This window comes from Pseudomonas sp. GD03858 (assembly GCF_029840925.1).
Classification (GTDB): Bacteria; Pseudomonadota; Gammaproteobacteria; order Pseudomonadales; family Pseudomonadaceae; genus Aquipseudomonas.
Map to the genome: position 1 here is coordinate 1 of NZ_JAOCDM010000015.1, position 18,086 is coordinate 18,086.

Annotated in this window: 11 protein-coding genes; 2 read left to right on the top strand and 9 right to left on the bottom strand. The window is 63.6% G+C overall.

The genetic code is table 11. The features are described from left to right. Positions 1–137: 137 nt before the first annotated feature. The 6 genes from hcnC to N5D48_RS06565 all read right to left on the bottom strand — a co-directional run bounded on the left by hcnC (position 138) and on the right by N5D48_RS06565 (position 11,286). Positions 138–1,388: a cyanide-forming glycine dehydrogenase subunit HcnC gene (gene hcnC, locus N5D48_RS06540; RefSeq protein ID WP_279882398.1), complete on the bottom strand. Its 1,251-nt coding sequence runs from the start codon at positions 1,386–1,388 to the stop codon at positions 138–140. A gap of 2 nt (positions 1,389–1,390) precedes the next feature. Then, on the bottom strand, positions 1,391–2,785 hold the full coding sequence (gene hcnB / locus N5D48_RS06545; RefSeq protein WP_279882400.1) for a cyanide-forming glycine dehydrogenase subunit HcnB: 1,395 nt from the start codon (positions 2,783–2,785) through the stop codon (positions 1,391–1,393). Then, complete coding sequence (gene hcnA, locus N5D48_RS06550) at positions 2,782–3,096, bottom strand: cyanide-forming glycine dehydrogenase subunit HcnA (protein WP_279882402.1); 315 nt, start codon at positions 3,094–3,096, stop codon at positions 2,782–2,784. Before hcnA ends, hcnB begins: the two co-directional genes overlap by 4 nt. A 189-nt stretch (positions 3,097–3,285) precedes the next feature. Further along, entirely contained in the window at positions 3,286–4,626 is a 1,341-nt protein-coding gene (locus tag N5D48_RS06555) for a hemolysin family protein (protein ID WP_279882404.1), read from the bottom strand. 497 nt (positions 4,627–5,123) lie between these two features. Then, entirely contained in the window at positions 5,124–8,120 is a 2,997-nt protein-coding gene (locus N5D48_RS06560) for an autotransporter serine protease (RefSeq protein WP_279882500.1), read from the bottom strand. Positions 8,121–8,298: 178 nt separating this feature from the next. Continuing rightward, on the bottom strand, positions 8,299–11,286 hold the full coding sequence (locus N5D48_RS06565) for an autotransporter serine protease (RefSeq protein ID WP_279882405.1): 2,988 nt from the start codon (positions 11,284–11,286) through the stop codon (positions 8,299–8,301). A gap of 360 nt (positions 11,287–11,646) precedes the next feature. On the opposite strand from N5D48_RS06565, the gene N5D48_RS06570 reads away from it, so the two are divergent. Together N5D48_RS06570 and N5D48_RS06575 are read left to right on the top strand one after the other, a co-directional pair. Further along, on the top strand, positions 11,647–12,666 hold the full coding sequence (locus N5D48_RS06570) for a hypothetical protein (protein ID WP_279882407.1): 1,020 nt from the start codon (positions 11,647–11,649) through the stop codon (positions 12,664–12,666). Continuing rightward, positions 12,654–13,430 carry a hypothetical protein gene (locus tag N5D48_RS06575; protein ID WP_279882409.1) on the top strand — a complete coding sequence of 259 codons (777 nt, stop codon included), beginning with the start codon at positions 12,654–12,656 and terminating at the stop codon, positions 13,428–13,430. The genes N5D48_RS06570 and N5D48_RS06575 overlap by 13 nt, the downstream gene beginning before the upstream one ends. A 257-nt stretch (positions 13,431–13,687) precedes the next feature. Here N5D48_RS06575 and glmS read toward each other — a convergent pair whose 3' ends face one another. The 3 genes from glmS to glmU all read right to left on the bottom strand — a co-directional run bounded on the left by glmS (position 13,688) and on the right by glmU (position 17,977). Beyond that, complete coding sequence (gene glmS / locus N5D48_RS06580; protein ID WP_279882411.1) at positions 13,688–15,523, bottom strand: glutamine--fructose-6-phosphate transaminase (isomerizing); 1,836 nt, start codon at positions 15,521–15,523, stop codon at positions 13,688–13,690. Positions 15,524–15,534: 11 nt separating this feature from the next. Further along, entirely contained in the window at positions 15,535–16,302 is a 768-nt protein-coding gene (locus tag N5D48_RS06585) for a DeoR family transcriptional regulator (protein ID WP_279882413.1), read from the bottom strand. Between the two features lie 307 nt (positions 16,303–16,609). Further along, on the bottom strand, positions 16,610–17,977 hold the full coding sequence (gene glmU / locus N5D48_RS06590; RefSeq protein ID WP_279882415.1) for a bifunctional UDP-N-acetylglucosamine diphosphorylase/glucosamine-1-phosphate N-acetyltransferase GlmU: 1,368 nt from the start codon (positions 17,975–17,977) through the stop codon (positions 16,610–16,612). Positions 17,978–18,086: the final 109 nt, after the last annotated feature.

Below are 18,086 nucleotides of genomic sequence, written 5' to 3' on the forward strand. Positions count from 1 at the left end.
CCAGTTGAAAAATCTCAGCAAGGCAGTTGCTACCACAAGCCCCTGCTAAATCAATAAGTCATATGCAGTGCCATGAAAGCGAACTTGTCCCGCGATGGCATCGGCAGGCCTGCCGGCAGCTCCCACAAGTGCTCGACCTAGCCGTGGGCCAGTTGTTTATCCACACCCCCACGGAAGCGCGACGCCAGGAATGGTGTGATATCCAACGGCAACGCCTCGTTGTGGACAACCTTGTCCAGCAACACACCGGTAATCGCCGACGTCAGGATCCCGGTGCGGAAATGTCCACAGGCATTGAAATAACCCTGCACATTATCCACAGGCCCGAGAATCGGCAGCTCGTCTGGTGACCCCGGGCGCAGGCCGGCCCAGGTGCGCTTGAGGTTCACCTGCGCCAGCTGCGGCACACAACGAATCGCGCCCTGCACCAGGCCATTGATTTCTGGGAAGGTATTGCTGACATCGAAGCCTTTCTCTTCCGTGGTGCTGCCGATCAGGATCTCGCCGTTGTCCTTCTGCGCCATGTAGCAGTCGCTGGTGGTGATGCAGCCATCGAGCAGCTTGGGCAGGCGCTCAGTCAACACGATCTGGCCTTTCACCGGCTTGACCGGAATGCTCTCCCCGGTCGCCCATTCGCTCAGCTCGGCGGCCCAGGCGCCCGCGGCATTGATCAAAGTGCCGCAGTGAAACTCGCCAGCCTCGGCGGTGCGCACACCCTTGATGCGCGAACCTTCATGCAGCACACCGGTGATGTTCACGTTCGGGTACAGGTCGACGCCGTTCTGCCGCGCCGCCTCCATGTAGGCATCGCCGAGGCGGAACGGGCTGACCTGGTGGTCGCAGAGAAACTCCAGCGCGCCATTGGCCTTGAGCGTCACCGCGGGCTCCGAAGCGCGCAACGCGTCGCGATCGAGCCAGCGTACCTGATCGGCCAGGTGCGGGATCTGCCTGACGATATGCTCGGCGTACAGCTGGTCTTCTTCATCCTGGATGATGTACTTGAGTCCGGTGCGTTCGAACTTGAAGTCCATGCCGTGACGTTCGATCAGTTCCTGGTGCAGCTGTGGATAAATCGCGTTGGACTGCAGGGCGAAGTCGAAGAAGCACTCCGGCAGGATATGCGGCGTGCTCGAATCGACCACCACCGCCGCGCCATTGGCCTCGCGCTTGCCGCGCGAGGACATCATGCGAAAGAAGATCACCCCACAGCCCAGCCCGACCGACTCGCCGATGGCCCACAGGCCGCCGGCCGAGGCGCGGGTGGCGTTGCCCGGACGCTTGCAATCGATCAGGGCGATCTTCAAGTTACCGCGCTTGGACAGTTGGTAGGCACAGGACGCGCCGATGACGCCGCCGCCGGCGATGATGATGTCGTAATGCTTGTTCATGTTCAGGCCTCCGTGCCGAGTTGCTCGAATGCGGAAAATGGGATCGGGTCGACCGGGAAACGCGGACGCAACCAGCCCACGTCCTTGCGCCCGGTGGCATCGCGCAGGCGGTCGCTGCAGTAGCCAACGCACATGCGCCCCTGGCAGTCGCCCATGCTCACCCGGGTGCGCATCTTCAGGCTGGCCATGTCCTCCACGCCCTGCTCCAGGGCCAGGTCGATCTGCTCGCGGGTGACGTGCTCGCAGCGGCAGATCACCGTGTTGGCCTGGGGCAGCTCGATCTGCGCCGCCCCGCGCGCGGTGTAGCGCTCCACCCCGGAGCGGAAGCGCTTGATCGCCGCCAGCTTGCCCAGGTACTGCTCACGGCGCTCGATAGCTTGCTCGGCATCGAGCTTGCCCATCTGTTGCAGCATGGAAACCGCGGCAATGCGTCCGGTGAGCATCGCCGCCTCGCCACCGCGGATGCCCGCCATGTCGCCGGCCAGATGAATGTTCGGCTGGCTGCTCTGCTGCCACACGTTGCACTCGGCACGCAGATAGCCATCCTCGCTGACGCCATGATCCAAGCCCAGCTGCTGGCTGAGCTGGGTACGCGGAATGAAGCCATAGCCCACCGCCAAGGTCTGGACCTGCTCGCGCTGGATGCGGGTCATGTCCGGCTTCCAGTCCTGGGTGTAGGGGGCGACCTGGACCTCCTGCAGTTCGCCCTCCCCCGTGGCGCCTACCACGCCCCAGCCGTAATGCATGGGGATGCCGTTGAGCTTCATGTACGCGAGCATGCTCAGGCCATCGAGGAACAGCTGCGGCTTGTTCATCAACGCCAGGCTTTGCTTGGCGATGCGGTTGAACGAACAGGCCTCGTACACGCCAGCCACCTTGGCACCGGCCGCGTGCAGCTGGCAGGCGACCAGCGGCAGCAACGGACCGGTACCGGCAATCAAGGTGCTGCCCAGTGGCTTGACCACGCCGCTCTTGATCTGCAACTGCAAGCCACCGAGCAGGATCACGCCCGGCAGGGTCCAGCCGGGAAACGGCACATTGCGCTCGTGGCAGCCAGCGGCCAGCAACAGGTGGGAATAGTCGATCTCGTGCAATTTCTCATCGCCATCGAGCACCATCAGACGCTGCTCGTCACCGCCCACCACACGATGCCCGAGGCGCAGGTCGATATGCCTGGCACTGGCACTGAAGTCTTCGTGCAGCTTGTTCAGGGCCTTGCTGTAGCGCGGCCCCAGGTAGCCCAGGTCGACACCGGCGCGCAGCGGGCCACGGTAGACCACGCCACCGGGACGCGAGGCCTCGTCGAACAGCAGGCAGTCCACGCCATGCTCGGCCAGCTCGATGGCCGCGCCCATGCCGGCCGAACCGCCACCGACGATCACGGGACGAAGGCTCATGGCTGGGTCTCCTCTTGCACGCGGTTCACTTCGGTCTCGATGCGCATACCGGGCCTGACCACGGTTTGACAGGCCTTGCGCTTGGGGCGGCCATCGATCTGTACCAGGCAGCAGTGGCATACGCCCATGCCACAGAACGCACCACTGACCTGGCCGTGATCATTGCGCGCCACCAGGCGCAGGCCCACCGCGTTGAGGACGCTGAGCACGGTTTCGCCTGCGGCTGCGAGCACTGGCTGACCGTTGAGTTGGAGGGAGATATCAGGGTGCTGCAAGGGTTGTATGTCGTGGCTACGTTCCATTGTCTGCATGGCATTCTCGTCCTTGGTGATACAGGGACTCGGAAAAGTAAGACAAGCGCAATGCCGCTCTATTGACCCATGTCCTAAAAATGCGCAGGAATTTTCTTAACCAGACAAGTGGCACAACCCCTTCCGAGCCTCGCCGCTCAGGCGCGGCGACAGCGGCTTCCACGGTTTTCGTAGCGAGCGTGAGCAGTATCAGCGCTCATTCCCTTCATCGCGGCCGCTCATGTCATTCCATTGCAGCGAGCCCTCGTGAGCCTCGATTGGAGTCGCGAGCACCTTGTCGATGCGCTTGCCGTCCATGTCGACCACCTCGAGCATCCAACCGTCCCACTCCACTCGATCCCCCGTGGCCGGCACATGCCCCAACAGAAGCATCACCATGCCGGACAGGGTGTGATAGCGGCCCTTGTTTTCCTCGGGCATTGCCCTGAATGCCAGGCGGTCTTTCATCTCCGGAATCGGAATTGCACCGTCGAGCAGCCAGGAGCCATCGTGCCTCTGGACGGCCCAGGCATCGTCTTCATTGTCGGGGGTGAATTCGCCGGTTACCGCTTCCAGCAAGTCCTGCAGAGTGACTATGCCTTCCAGTTCGCCGTACTCGTCGATCACGAACGCCATGTGCATGCCATTGACACGAAACTGCTCCAGCAACTCCATCCCGGTAAGGGTTTCAGGAACGAACACACAGGGAGGGAGGTGTTCGGTGAAGTTGGGCTGTTCTCCCTTGGCCAGGCAGGCAAAGGCCTGCTTGACATGAATCAGGCCGAGCAGGTTGTCCAGGCCACCGTCGCAGACCGGAAAGCGGCTGTGCTCGGACTCGAGCATCAGCTGGACGTTCTCTTGTGTCGCCCTGCGAATGTCGACATAGATCAGCTCTGAGCGTGGGATCATCAACGAACCGAGTCGGCGGGCATCCAGGCGGAACACGTTGCGTACCATCTGATGCCGATTCTGTTCGATCACACCCGCTTCGGAACCCTCTTCGAGCATTGCCTGAATTTCTTCCTCGGTGACGCCCGAGTTGTCGACCGCACGCACGCCCATGATGCGCAGGATGGTCTGGGTCGACCATGACAGCACGGCCACGAACGGCCTGGTCAGGAAGGCCAGGCTCACCATCGGCCGTGCGACCAGGCATGCGACGCCCTCGGGATTGATCTGCCCAATGCGCTTGGGCACCAGCTCACCGATCACGATGGATACATAGGTGATCACGATCACCACGACTGCCGTCGCCCCGATGCCGGCCATCGAACCCGATACGCCCAGGGCTTTCAGCCATTGAGCCAAAGGCTCGGCCAGCACCGCTTCACCAACGATCCCGTTGAGGATACCTATGGAGGTGATACCGATCTGCACAGTGGAGAGAAACCTGGTCGGATCCTCGCCAAGCTTCAGGGCCACCGCGGCTGACGAGTCTCCTTCGGCCACCAGCTTCATCAACCGCGCCTTCCTGGCGGCAACCAGGGCGATCTCCGACATGGCGAACAGACCATTGAGGACGATCAAAAAAGCCAGTAGTAAAAACTCCATTGCGGTTCTCCTGCATGCGCCATCGGCGCAAGCCCCGTGCATGCCCCTGCCGTCGGTGGCCGCCCTCGCGGGGCAGCCCAGACCACGGCGAACCCGAATAGTCGAAACGCGACGAGGAACCCACATCCACCGTCATGCGTGACATACCGGCTTGGGCATGCTCGCGTGCAGGTAGGCGTAGCATCTCAACGAAGTGGGATGGCGACAGGAAAGCTGGCGTGATGAATCGACTGGTCAGAGGCCGTGTAGAGCGCTCTGCCGGGAAGGGTGATGTGCAGTGTGAGCCTTTCTCGTCAAGGAAGGCCCAACTGGGCGGCTCCGATGAAGTTGCCATGTAGAAATGATGGCGGCTGAGGGAACTCAATGTTAACCACTGCAACCTCTGGCGTGGGTTGCATTGTTTTACAAGCTATGTGAGCCATGTCGGGCTTTTGAGCGGGCTATCTCGTGCGCCCGCGAACCCGTTGCCAAGTCCGCGGGGCTGGTACGAAATGGCCTCAGAACGCCCAGTCCAGGGTCAGGCCGACCCCGTGGCTCTTGTCGCGACTACCCAGCAATCCGTTGTAGTCGAGGTTGACCCTGGCCTGACGCCCCAGGGCAATCCCCACCCGTGCGCCGACCACCGCCGCATCACGATCCAGGGACAGCGCCTGGACCTTGTAGCTGTCGCCCTGGCCAGCGAAGGCCAAGTGCTGGTCGGCCCCGGTGGAACTCAGGTTGTGCTGCCAGCCCAAGGTGGCGGCAAGCTCCACCGCCTGGCCGCCGGACAATTGCAGTTGCTTGCCGGCGCGCATGCCCAGGGTCGAGAGCCAGGCGTCGCGGTTGTCCCGCCCACCCTTGAGCGCGGCAGCGCCGCCATGTTCCTTGAAGCTGTCGCTGGCGATATGCACATAGGCCAGGTTGGCGAACGGTTCCAGCGCCATGCTCGGCAGGGCGACCTTCCAGGCGGCCTCGCCGAACACCTGGGTGCTCTGGGCATCGCGCTTGCTCTTCTGGCGATCGCTGACCTCGTTGTACTGCAGCTCGCGCTTGGTCTCGATGCGGTGCCAGCTGTGGCTGGCGCCCAGGCTCAGGCGTATCTGCTCCAGCTCCTTGCCGGCATAGGCACCCAGGTGGTAGCTATCGACGCTGGCCGAGGAATGACGACCATCGCCCATGCTCAGCGAGCTGTCGCTGTAGCCGGTGAAGACGCCAAGGCGGGTGTCCTCGCTCATCTGCCCGTCGACACCCAGCAGCATGCCGCCAATCGAACTGCTATAGCGCGCATGTCCGGAATCACCGTCGGCCTTGCCCCAGGCACCCAGAGCCTTGACCCACAGGCCATTGCCCTGGCCGTCCACGGCCGGAGCGGCGGCGATGCCCTGCTGGCGGGTACGCTCGCCCACGGCGTCGCGCAACTGGCGGCTGTCGTTGAGCAGCAGGTTGCCCACCGCCGGGTGGATTTCCCCGGACAGCTGATCGAAAGCCTGCTGGGCGCTGCGTGCATCGGTCGACAGCAGTAGGCTCTCGTAGACCGGGTTGCCCGCGCCGAGTCGATCGGCGGCCGCGGCCACCGAACGCTGGTTGGCGGTCAAGCCGACACTGGCGAAACTGGCATTACGCTGCACTACCAGCCGCACCCCGTTACCGCCATAGGACACGCCGCCGCCGAGGAACAGCAAGTTGGACTGCACCGTGGCGAAACCACCCTGTACGCCGCCCGCGGCATCCAGGATGTCGAATTGACGCCCCTCCAGGCTCGTTGCCTGCTGGGACTGTAGCGAAACCCCGGGGTTCTGCAGGTCCAGCGCCAGGTTCGCACCGCCCAGGGAAACCGTGCCATCGCTGACCAGGCGATCGCTGCCGCTGGCATCCACCTCCACGGCATAGGTCGAGCCCGGCTGGAAGGTCACGTCGGAATCCACGCGCAAGGTGCCGACGGAGTTGCCTGGGGCCACCACGCCGCCAGTGTTGACCACCAGCGCGCCGATCCGGCCATTGCCGCCCAGCACACCGCCGTCATTGACCGTCACCGTCGATTGCAGCGAGCCATTGATCGCCAGCCGTCCCTGGTTGACCAGGGTTGGCCCGGAGTAGGTGTTGTTACCGGTGAGCACCAAGGTGCCGATGCCCTGCTTGGTCAGGCCGCCATGGCCAGAGATATCGTTGCTCCACAGGTCCAGCACGCAACTCAGGTCGTTACAGCGCCTCTGGGTCGGCCTGCCGGCATCCACCAGGGCGCCGATACCCGGCAGATCGACCACGAACTGGCTCGGGCCGTAGCCACCGGCGATGCGGAACTCCTCGGGAATGTCCTGTTCGGTGACCAACATGCCCGGGCCGCGGATCCCCTTGTCCAGGTTGATCATGCCCCAACCGTACAAGGCATCGATGCCGGGCGCGCCCATGTCGGTGGCGGTGGTGCGCAGCACGCTGGCGATTTGTGCGCCGCTCATGTAGGGGAAACGCTCCATCAGCACCGCTGCCGCACCGGCGGCATGGGGCGCGGCCATGGACGTACCGTTCTTGTTGGCGTAGCCCAGAGTCAGGTCTTGAAGGCTGGTGCCGCCGATCACCGCGCTGTAGATCCGGGTACCGGGGGCCGATACGCAGAGGCTCGCGGTATAGCCGCAACGGGACGAGAACGTGCTGATCAGATAGGGATTGGCACTGCTGGTATCGGGGTTCTGCTGCAACGCCGCCACGGTCAGCCAGTTGGGGGCGATGTCCGGGACGAAATAGGCAAGGCCCGCGATCGCATCGGGGTTGTTCAGGTTGTAGTCATTGCCGGCGGCGAAGATCGTCATGACCCCGCTGCGGGCGGCGGCGAGGGCGCCGTCATAGGCTCCACCGGGCAAGGTGCCCAGCAGCGGCTGGATCTGCGCGAACTGTGCCCGGGCATCGTCCACGGTGAAATGCGGGAAATCCGGATTGCGCCCGCCCTTGGCGAAGCGATCGGTGATGCCGATGCCCCAGCTGTTGTTGATGATCCGCGCGCCGCTGGCCACCAGGTCGTCCCAGCCGGCCTTGTACACCGCGCCATCGTTGCCCAGGACGATGCCGTCCTCGGGGCCGGGGTCGCCGTTGTCGGCGCTGATGATCTGCGCATCGAAGGCCACGCCATGCATCGACTCGCCGTCACGGTTGCCGGCGGCGATCCCGCCGACATGGGTGCCGTGGGAGCCGAGCTTGCCATCCGAGCCCAACGAAGGGCTGCCGTCATAGCGGAACGCATCGCCGGCCTTCACCGGGATGTAGGGATCGGTGTACTGGCGAATGCCACTGGTGACCAGGGTCACGATCTTGTCCTTGCCGGCGAACTCGGGGTGCGGGGCGTAGACCGGCTGGTCGAAGATCCCAAGCTTCACCCCCTTGCCGCTGTAGCCAGCGGCATAGGCGCTGTCGGCGTGGATCGCCCCCAGCCCCCAGTCGGCCTTGAATTCGCTGCTGCGCCAGCTGCTGGCATCGCCCAACCGGCCGCTTTCCACGTAGGGCGCGGCCTGGGCCGTGCCCATCAGCGCCACCCAACCCACCAATGCCCGCCCCAACGGAGCCAGGGCCCAGCCCTGCGCGAGTGCGCTGTCATCCTTTCTGACTTGCTTCACTACGACCTTCCTTAGTTTTGTTTTGATTGAATACCGCGTTGGTCACACTCCGTGTTGCAACGCCTGGCCCAACCCGCACCAGGGCGCTTCAGAACCGCCATTGCAGGTTGAGCCCCGCGCCATGCTGTTGCTCGCGACTGGCCAGGCGCCCCTGGTAGTCCAGGCTCAGGTCCAGGTCGCGGGTCAACCCAATCCGTGCCTGCAGTCCAACCAGCGCGGCATCGCGCAAGGCCGGTGCAGTCTCCACCCGGAACGGCAGGTCGCTGCCGGCGAAGGCCAGGTGTTCGCGATCCTGGGTCCCGCTCAGGCGATGCTGCCAGCCCAGGCTTGCCGCCAGCTGCAGGTCCTGCCGCGGGCCCAGTTGCCATTGCTGGCGCCCACGCAGGCCCAGGGTGCTGAGCCAGGCGTCACGCTGCTCATCACCGGCATGCAACGCCGCGGCATCGCCTTTCTCGTGGAAGCCGTCACGATCCAGGTGCTGATAGGTCAGGTTGAAGAAGGGCTCCAACTGCACCGCCGGCAACGTCAGGCGATAGGCCGCCTCGGCGAACAGCTGCTGGCTGCGGGCATCGATCCGTGCGCGCTGGCGACCGGACACCTCGCCATAGGCCAGGTCGCGCCGGACCTCGGCACGGTGCCAGCTGTAGCTGGCGCCCAGGCTCAAGCGCAGCTGGTCCAGGTCGTGGCGGGCATAGGCGCCCAGGTGATAGCTGTCGACCGTGGCCCGGGAGTGACTGCCCCCCATGCCCAGGGAACTGTCGCTGTAGCCTGCGGCCAGGCCGGCCCGGGTCTGCTCGTCAAAGTCACGGTCCAGGCCCAGCAGCATGCCGCCCAGGGAGGTGGTATAGGACTCGCTGCCCTGCACGCCCTCGATACGTCCCCAACTACCCAGGCCCTTGAGCCAGAGCTGGGTCGAACCTGGCTCGCGGGCAGTCGTTGCAGGCCCGTCGCCACCTTGCACGCGCTCACCGAAGGCATCGCGCAAGACCGAGCCCTGGCTGAGCAGCATCGAGTCCAGCGCCGGGTAGATCTCCCCGGACAGCTGCCGCAGGCCGTCCCGGGCCTGGTCCACCGAGGTCGAAAGCAGCAGGCTTTCATACACGGGATTGCCCGGCCCCAGCTGCTCCACAGCACCGCCGCTGGCACGCTGGTTGGGTGTGGCGCCGACACTGGCGAACGTCGTGGCGCTGCGCGTCACGTCCAGTTGCACGCCGTTGGCCGAATAATCGAGCATGGTCCCCAGGAACAGGTAGGCGGGTTGGACCTGGGCGAAGCGCCCGTCGACGCCACCCGCGGCCTGCAGGATGTCGAACTGGCGCCCTACCAGGCTGGCTACCGGGCCACCGGCCAACAGGTTCGGTCGCGCCTGGGGCTCCAGGCTGAGATTGGCGCCAGCGACACTGGCCTGGCCGCCGACGACGAGCCGGTCGCTGGCCGTGGGCGACAGCTCCACCTGGTAGGTCGAGCCCGGCTGCAAGTCCAGGTTGCCGGCGACACTCAAGGTGCCGATGGAGTTACCCGGAGCCACCACCCCACCGGCGCCGGCAGTCAGGGCGCCGATTCGGCCATTGCCGCCCAGGCTACCGCCTGCGTTGACCGTCACCGCTGATTGCAAGCTACCGTTGACCACCAGCAACCCGCCATCGATCCGGGTCGGGCCGCGGTAGCTGCTGTCACCGGTGAGCGCCAGCCAGCCAGCCCCGGACTTGACCAGGCTGCCCTGGTAGACCCGCTGCGCGGCGGCCGCGTCGCGGGCCATGCCCAGGGCATAGTCGCTGCGATCCTGCTGGCTGGCGCCCTCTGCCAGGCCATGCTCCCAGCCGCGATCCTTGAGGGTCTGCTGCCAGGCCTGGCGTTCAGCTGCGTCCTCGGCCTGCCGCTGCACCAGTGCCTGATCGGAGATACCGTTGCTCCAGGTATCGCCCTGCCCGCGCCCCAGGTTGACGTCGAACTCACCCAGCAACTGCCCTGGGCCGTGCAACGCCCGGCCCAGGTCCGGGACGCCCCAGCCCACCCGGTCGCTGGGCCCTTGGGTTGGCCAGCCGTCCAGCTGGCGCGAGGTGGTCAGCAGCACTTGCAGGGCCTGCTGGTTGTTCAGATAGGGGTAACGCTCCATGACCAGGGCCAAGGCCCCGGTAGCATGGGGCGCGGCCATCGAGGTGCCGTTGTAGGTGGCGTAGCCGCCACCGGGCACGGTACTGGTGATCGCCGCACCCGGGGTCGCCAGGCACCAGTACTTGGCGATGCCGCACTGGTTGTATTTCTGCTGGTTGTTCTTGTCCAGGCCCGACACCGCCAGCCAGTGGCCTTCCAGCTCCGGCTGGAAGTACGGCAGCGCCGAACGCACGCTGGCATTGGCATAACCGCTGTTGCCGGCGCTGAACACGTTGATCACGCCACGACGCGCCACGTCGCCGGCGGCGTCGAGCCAGGTGCCCTGCTGGAAGTGCTGGGCGTAGGCCGCGCGCAGGTCGCCCAGGGTCTGATAGCTGACATCCTTGGGCTGGCTGCCCCAGCTGTTGTTGATGGCCCGTGCCCCGGCATCCACCAGGGCACCGTAGACCGCCTTGAAATACCGCGGATCGGGGTCGGTGCCGAACAGGAATTTGTCGTTCTTGTTGGTGTTGCCCACGTAGACCTGGGCATTGAATGCCACGCCATGCATGCCGATGCCATCACGGGCAGCGCCCATGGTGCCGGTGACATGGGTGCCATGGCTGTCGTTGGCGCCGTTGAGCACCCCGGACACGCTGAACGGGGTGCCGTCCAGGTACTGGCCGGTGGCGGTAACCGCGTGAAAACGTTCGGGACTGGCCTCAGGATGGGCGGCATCGAACCCTGAGTCCAGGGCGCCGATGCGCACCCCGGCGCCGGTGATCCCGGCGGCATAGGCCTGGCTCGCCTGCATGCGCTCCAGGCCCCAGTCCTGCTGGTATTCGGCCGACCGCCAGCTGGCGGGGTCGCCCGGGCGGCCAGTCTCTTGATAGGCCGCCGCGGCCGACAGCGGCAGTCCGGTGGCGAACGCCAGGCACAGGGTGCCCATCAGCGCCTTGAGCTGATCACATCTCACATCCATGTCGATGACTTCCTTGTTCTTGTTGTCGGATCGTCCGTTCCTGGACGACCAATGTGTCGCTGCATCGCTTGGCCACAAGCTCGCGGCCCGATCGAGCCGGAGGGGCGCTCGGCCCTGGGCAGGTTACTTCGGCCTCAGGCCGAGACGGTAGCCTTCGGTTGCAAATATTGCTACCACGTCAAATATTCGTGCAAAACCTGCCCCCAGCAGGCTAGCACGGTCCGCTTTAACCACCCCGTATGCACTCTGGATGGCATTTATCCTGTTCGAGCTTGTAAAGACTGGACTGTAAACCACTTTTTTGACCTGTAAACTACTGTGGTTTACAGTTTAAAAAATTGGTTTACACGAAGCTCGGACATGTCAAATTTACAAGACGAAGCCAAGACCTACATCGAGTCTGTTCTTGGGGTAACCGCGCACCTGGAGCCGATGCAAATCAGGGTCCCCTACACTGTCCAGGACAGCTACAAGACTTATGAATTGAGCATCCCGACGGGGAAGAACTCCGCGCTCAAGATCATGCTGCTGGTCGCCCGGGATGAGGTCGATTACCCAGGCATCGTGAAGCTGCAGAAGCACATCGAGTTGGTACGTAAAGCCACCAACCAAGTGATCGCTTACGTCTGCAGATCCATGTCGATTCCGGACCGCCGAAGCCTGATCACGCATCAGGTCAACTTTATCCAGCCCGGCTTCCAGATGTTCATACCGGAGATCGCGCTGGACCTGCGCGAAAGCTTCCGCCAGCGGCGTGAGCAAGGTGAGATTGCCGCCCTCCTCCCCGCAGCGCAGGCCATGCTTCTCTCATGCCTGTATGCCGGCAAAACCGACGAAGCCTATTTCACCACGAACGCTCTGCTGGGCGATCTCAATTACAGCCGTGTAACGCTCTCGAAGGCCGTGGAACAACTGACATCGCTGGAGGTGATTACCCCAGCCAAAAGCGATCTTCCCTGGAAGACCTACGCATTCGAAGGATCACCCGCTGAGGTGTTCCGAAAAGCCAGGCAATACCTACGGTCACCCGTCAGAAAAACGGTTGGCATTACGCGCAACACCATCCCTATGGCACCTGGTGTATATCTCGCTGGGGAAACTGCTCTGGCCAAATACACGATGCTGGCGGAGCCTGAGCAAGCAGTGTGGGGAATGACCAAGAAAGTGTTCAACGACATGCTGGCGCACCGAGCGTTCGAGGTCGTTGAGTCGGTGGATGCGATCGAGGAATGGGTGGAGATCTGGGCGTATCCGTCGCTCACCGAAAGCACATGCATAGCAGACGCAGCGTCGCTGTTTCTGAGCTTGGACGACGCCCCCGACGAACGCATTCAGATTGCATTGAATGAACTCAAGGAACAGGTGAAATGGTTAGCGTGAAAGGTCTGGACGTATTCGGCCAGCATTTCCGGGATTTCCGCGATCGCTACGTCCTGATCGGTGGCGTTGCCTGCGCACTGGCAATGGACGAAGCGGGTGAACGTTTCAGGACCACCAAGGACCTGGACATCGTCTTGGTGATCGAAGCCTTGGATGCTGGGTTCGTCGCGCATTTCTGGGACTTTATCAACGCGGGTGGGTATGAGATCAGGCAGAGAGGCGGCGAGCGTCCTGATCCCATCTTCTATCGGTTCCAAGGCCCGAAAGACGAAGCGTACCCGGCCATGATTGAACTCTTTTCGCGTGTACCTGAAGGACTGGAGCATAAGGAAAACGCAACGCTGACCCCGATCCCCACAGGTGAATCGGTTTCGAGTTTGAGTGCCATCCTCCTGAATGAGGACTACTACCAGTTCCTTCTAGCGGGTCGCCAGCAGAGCGAGGAGCTGACCTACATCAGCGCTGATCGGCTCATCCCCTTCAAGGTCAAAGCCTGGCTCGACCTGTCTCAGCGCAAAGCAAACGGCGAGAGTGGGGTCGACAGCGGGGACATCAGAAAGCACCGTAACGACGTCCTGCGCCTTTCCGGCCTACTGACCGGTGAAGTGATTGAGTTGTCCGAAAGCCTTACCGCAGACATGGCGCAGTTCCTTGGGCTTTTGGCAGCTGAGAACATCGACCTCAAATCACTGAAGATCCCGGGCGACCTTCCGACCATTATCGGTCGTATTGCAGAGTCCTTCGGCCTTCAGGCTGCTTCGTAAGGCGGGCCTGCGCCCCTTCCCGACCGTCAGACCGGGCGCCATGCCTTGGACGCTCACTGCGCATTGAAACGCAGGGAATCGCTCACAAGTCTCAGGTGATCCCATGTCAGACCCATGTGCCAGTTGAGGTGCAAGTTACGCCGCACGCATGAAGCGGGAGATTGGAAAGCCATCTTGAGAGAGGGAGCCAGGCGCGGCTCCCCCTCTGCGACAGTTTTAAATCTTGGAGATCAACTCGAAGCCAACGCTGGCGCTGATTACTCCACCGTCACCGACTTGGCCAGGTTGCGCGGCTGGTCGACGTCGGTGCCCTTGAGCACGGCGACGTAGTACGACAGCAGTTGCAGCGGAATGGTGTAGAGGATCGGCGCCAGTGCATCGTTGATGTGTGGCACGTTGATCACATGGGTGCCCTCGCCGTTGCTCATGCCGGCCTGCTCGTCGGCGAACACCACCAGCTCGCCGCCACGGGCGCGGACTTCCTGCAGGTTCGACTTGAGCTTTTCCAGCAGCTCGTTGTTCGGCGCCACGGTGACCACCGGCATGTCGCTGTCCACCAGCGCCAGCGGGCCGTGCTTGAGCTCGCCGGCCGGGTAGGCTTCGGCGTGGATGTAGGAGATCTCCTTGAGCTTGAGCGCGCCTTCCATTGCCACCGGGTACTGGGCACCACGGCCGAGGAACAGGGTGTGGTGCTTGTCGGCGAACAGTTCGGCGATCTTCTCGACCACGCCATCCATTGCCAGCGCTTCGCTCAGGCGCGCCGGCAGGCGACGCAGCTCGTCGACCAGCTCGGCTTCGACGCCTGCTTCCAGCGTGCCACGCACCTGGCCCAGGGCCAGGGTCAGCAGCATCAGCGACACCAGCTGGGTGGTGAACGCCTTGGTCGAGGCAACGCCGATTTCCGGACCGGCCAGGGTCAGCAAGGTGAGGTCGGATTCGCGCACCAGCGAGCTGATGCCCTTGTTGCAGATGGCCAGGCTGCCAAGGAAGCCCAGCTCCTTGGCGTTGCGCAGTGCCGCCAGGGTGTCGGCGGTCTCGCCGGACTGCGAAATCGAGACGAACAGCGTGTCCGGCTGCACCACCACCTTGCGGTAGCGGAACTCGCTGGCCACTTCCACCTGGCAGGGGATACCGGCCAGGCTTTCCAGCCAGTAGCGGGCGACCATGCCGGCATGGTAGCTGGTGCCACAGGCGACGATCTGCACGTTGCGCACCTTGGCGAACAGCTCGGCGGCCTGTGGACCGAAGGCCTGCACCATCACATGGTCCTTGCCCAGGCGCCCTTCGAGGGTACGCTGCACGACGCTGGGTTGCTCGTGGATTTCCTTGAGCATGAAGTGGCGATAGTTACCCTTCTCGGCGGCTTCGGCGCCTTCGTGGTACTGCACCGTTTCACGCTGGACCGAATGGCCGGCCTGGTCCCAGATCTGCACCTGGTCGCGGCGGATCTCGGCGATGTCGCCTTCTTCGAGGTACATGAAACGGTCGGTGACCTGACGCAGGGCCAGTTGGTCCGACGCCAGGAAGTTCTCGCCGTGGCCCAGGCCAATCACCAATGGGCTGCCGCTGCGGGCCGCCACCAGACGATCCGGCTGGCTGGCGCTGATCACCGCCAGGCCATAGGCGCCGTGCAGGCGCTTAACCGCGGCCTTGAGGGCGTCGGTCAGGTCGGGAATGCTCTTGAGCAGGTGATGGAGCAGGTGAACGATCACCTCGGTATCGGTCTGCGACACGAACACGTAACCCAGGTCCTTCAGCTCTTCGCGCAGGGCTTCGTGGTTCTCGATGATGCCGTTATGCACCACCGCCACTTCATGGCCGGAAAAATGCGGGTGAGCGTTGTGCTCGGTTGGCGCACCGTGGGTTGCCCAGCGAGTGTGGGCGATGCCCAGCTGGCCAGCCAGAGGATCGGCGGCAACCGCTGCCTCCAGCTCGCTGACCTTGCCGATGCGACGGCGGCGCTGCAGCTCGCCCTGCTGGGTGAAGACCGCAAGGCCGGCGCTGTCGTAACCACGGTATTCCAGGCGCTTGAGACCTTCGATGAGGATGGCTGTGATATTGCGCTCGGCAACGGCACCAACGATTCCACACATATATGTTGCTCCTAGCTGATAGCGGCGCAGATCAGGGTGACGCCGCGGGCTTGAATCCGGTCGCGTGCCTCGGCGGACAGGCGATCATCAGTAATCAGGGTGTTGACGCTGCCCCAGGGCAGCTCGAGGTTGGGGATCTTGCGACCGACCTTGTCCGACTCGACCATGACGATCACCTCGCGCGCCACCTCGGCCATGACCCGGCTCAACCCCAGCAGCTCGTTGAAGGTGGTGGTGCCACGCTCCAGGTCGATGCCGTCGGCACCGATGAACAGCTGGTCGAAGTCGTAAGAGCGTAGTACCTGCTCGGCCACCTGGCCCTGGAACGACTCTGAATGCGGGTCCCAGGTACCGCCGGTCATCAGCAGGACGGGCTCGTGCTCCTGCTCGCTGATGGCGCGGGCCACATTGAGCGAGTTGGTCATCACCACCAGGCCTGGCTGGCGCCCAAGCTGCGGGATCATCGCCGCCGTGGTGCTGCCGCTGTCGATGATGATGCGCGCGTGCTCGCGGATGCGCTCCACCGCCGCGCGGGCGATCGCCTGCTTGTAGAGCGAAACCGGTTGGACCGCGTCGCCCAGCAGTTCCTGGGGCATGGTCACCGCGCCGCCGTAGCGACGCAGCAGCAGGCCATTGGCCTCCAGGGCGGCGAGGTCCTTGCGGATGGTCACTTCGGAAGTCTCGAAACGCTTGGCCAGGGCGTCGACGCTCACCTCGCCCTGCTCGTTGAGCAAGGCCAGGATATTGTGGCGGCGCTGGGGGGTGTTTCGTTTCGACATGTCGGTTTTAAGTTTCGATTCGAAAGATAAGTGGTGCAATCAAAACCTAAGATGGAGGATTCGTCAAGTTGCCGCTGCGCTGTGGATAGTTTTTCTCTGCCCTGACGCGGTCCCTGTAGGAGCGGCCTTGTGTCGCGATGGGCTGCATAGCAGCCCCAGGATCTCAGCGCCAAGGCAGAAATAGCTAGGGCCGCTTTGCGGCCCATCGCGACACAAGGCCGCTCCTACAGGGACCGCGATACGGCACCCAATAAAAAGCCGGCTTATTCACATAAGCCGGCTTTCGATCGAAAGTGCTGTGGATAACTCAGCTCTTCTTGATCTTCTCCGGCCGCTTCCAGCCTTCGATGTTGCGCTGGCGCGCTCGCGCCACGCCCAACTGCCCAGCTTCAACCGTCTGAGTGATGGTCGAGCCCGCCGCGGTAGTGGCCCCGGCCTGGATTTCCACAGGCGCGACCAGCGAGTTGTTGGAGCCGATGAACACGTCCTCGCCCATCACCGTGCGGAACTTGTTGGCACCGTCGTAGTTGCAGGTGATGGTGCCGGCACCGATATTGGTGCGGGCACCGACCTCGGCATCGCCCAGGTAGGTCAGGTGACCGGCCTTGGCACCTTCGCCCAGGTGTGCGTTCTTCAGCTCGACGAAGTTACCCACATGGGCGCGGGCTTCCAGGATGCTGCCTGGACGCAGACGGGCGAACGGGCCGGCATCGCTGCCCTCGCCCATCACCGCGCCTTCGATATGGCTGTTGGCCTTGACCACCACGCCCTTGCGCAGGGTGCTGTCCTTGATCACGCAGTTGGGGCCGATCTGCACGTCGTCCTCGATCACCACCTTGCCTTCGAGAATGACGTTGATGTCGATCAGCACATCGCGGCCTACCGTTACCTCGCCACGCACATCGAAGCGCGCCGGATCACGCAACGTGACGCCCTGGGCCATCAGGCGGCGACCTTCGCGCAGCTGATAGTGACGCTCGAGCTCCGCCAGCTGGCGGCGGTCGTTGGCGCCCTGCACTTCCATCGGGTCGTGGGGCTGCTCGGTGGCGACCACCAGGCCATCGGCCACGGCCATGGCGATTACGTCGGTGAGGTAGTACTCGCCCTGGGCATTGTTGTTGGACAACCGGCCCATCCAGTCGGCCAGGCGTGCGGCAGGCATGGCGAGGATGCCGGTGTTGCCTTCCTTGATTGCCTTCTGCGCTTCGCTGGCATCCTTGTGCTCGACGATCGCGGTCACGTTGCCCGCCGCGTCACGCACGATGCGGCCGTAGCCGGTCGGGTCCTGCAAGGTCACGGTGAGCAGACCCAGCTGCTGCTCGCTGACCTTGGCCAGCAGACGCTGCAGGGTTTCCACCTCGATCAACGGCACATCGCCGTACAACACCAGTACGGTGTCGGCGGTGATGGCAGGCAGCGCCTGTGCCACGGCATGGCCTGTGCCCAGTTGCTTGTCCTGCATGACGAAATTGAGATCGTCGGCGGCCAGGCGCTCACGTACCAGCTCCGCACCATGGCCGATAACCACGTGAATACCGGTGGGCTGCAACTGACGCGCGCTGTGGATAACGTGGCCGAGCATGGAATTGCCGGCGACCGGGTGCAGTACCTTCGGCAGCGCGGAGCGCATGCGGGTGCCTTGGCCTGCGGCGAGAATGACGATATCGAGGGACATTGACTGGCTACCAATCCTGGGCGGTCAGGGACGTGACCAAAGGGGAATTTCAGAAAAAGAAAAAGGGTAGCCGAGGCTACCCTTTAACTCAATTGCAACGGCAGTGACC

Bases quoted from the DNA above. Each gene is read 5' to 3' on its own strand.
- N5D48_RS06585 (WP_279882413.1), bottom strand. From the start codon at position 16,302: ATGTCGAAACGAAACACCCCCCAGCGCCGCCACAATATCCTGGCCTTG.
- glmU (WP_279882415.1), bottom strand. From the start codon at position 17,977: ATGTCCCTCGATATCGTCATTCTCGCCGCAGGCCAAGGCACCCGCATG.
- N5D48_RS06565 (WP_279882405.1), bottom strand. From the start codon at position 11,286: ATGGATGTGAGATGTGATCAGCTCAAGGCGCTGATGGGCACCCTGTGC.
- N5D48_RS06570 (WP_279882407.1), top strand. From the start codon at position 11,647: ATGTCAAATTTACAAGACGAAGCCAAGACCTACATCGAGTCTGTTCTT.
- N5D48_RS06560 (WP_279882500.1), bottom strand. From the start codon at position 8,120: ATGGGCACGGCCCAGGCCGCGCCCTACGTGGAAAGCGGCCGGTTGGGC.
- hcnC (WP_279882398.1), bottom strand. From the start codon at position 1,388: ATGAACAAGCATTACGACATCATCATCGCCGGCGGCGGCGTCATCGGC.
- hcnB (WP_279882400.1), bottom strand. From the start codon at position 2,785: ATGAGCCTTCGTCCCGTGATCGTCGGTGGCGGTTCGGCCGGCATGGGC.
- glmS (WP_279882411.1), bottom strand. From the start codon at position 15,523: ATGTGTGGAATCGTTGGTGCCGTTGCCGAGCGCAATATCACAGCCATC.
- N5D48_RS06555 (WP_279882404.1), bottom strand. From the start codon at position 4,626: ATGGAGTTTTTACTACTGGCTTTTTTGATCGTCCTCAATGGTCTGTTC.
- N5D48_RS06575 (WP_279882409.1), top strand. From the start codon at position 12,654: ATGGTTAGCGTGAAAGGTCTGGACGTATTCGGCCAGCATTTCCGGGAT.
- hcnA (WP_279882402.1), bottom strand. From the start codon at position 3,096: ATGCAGACAATGGAACGTAGCCACGACATACAACCCTTGCAGCACCCT.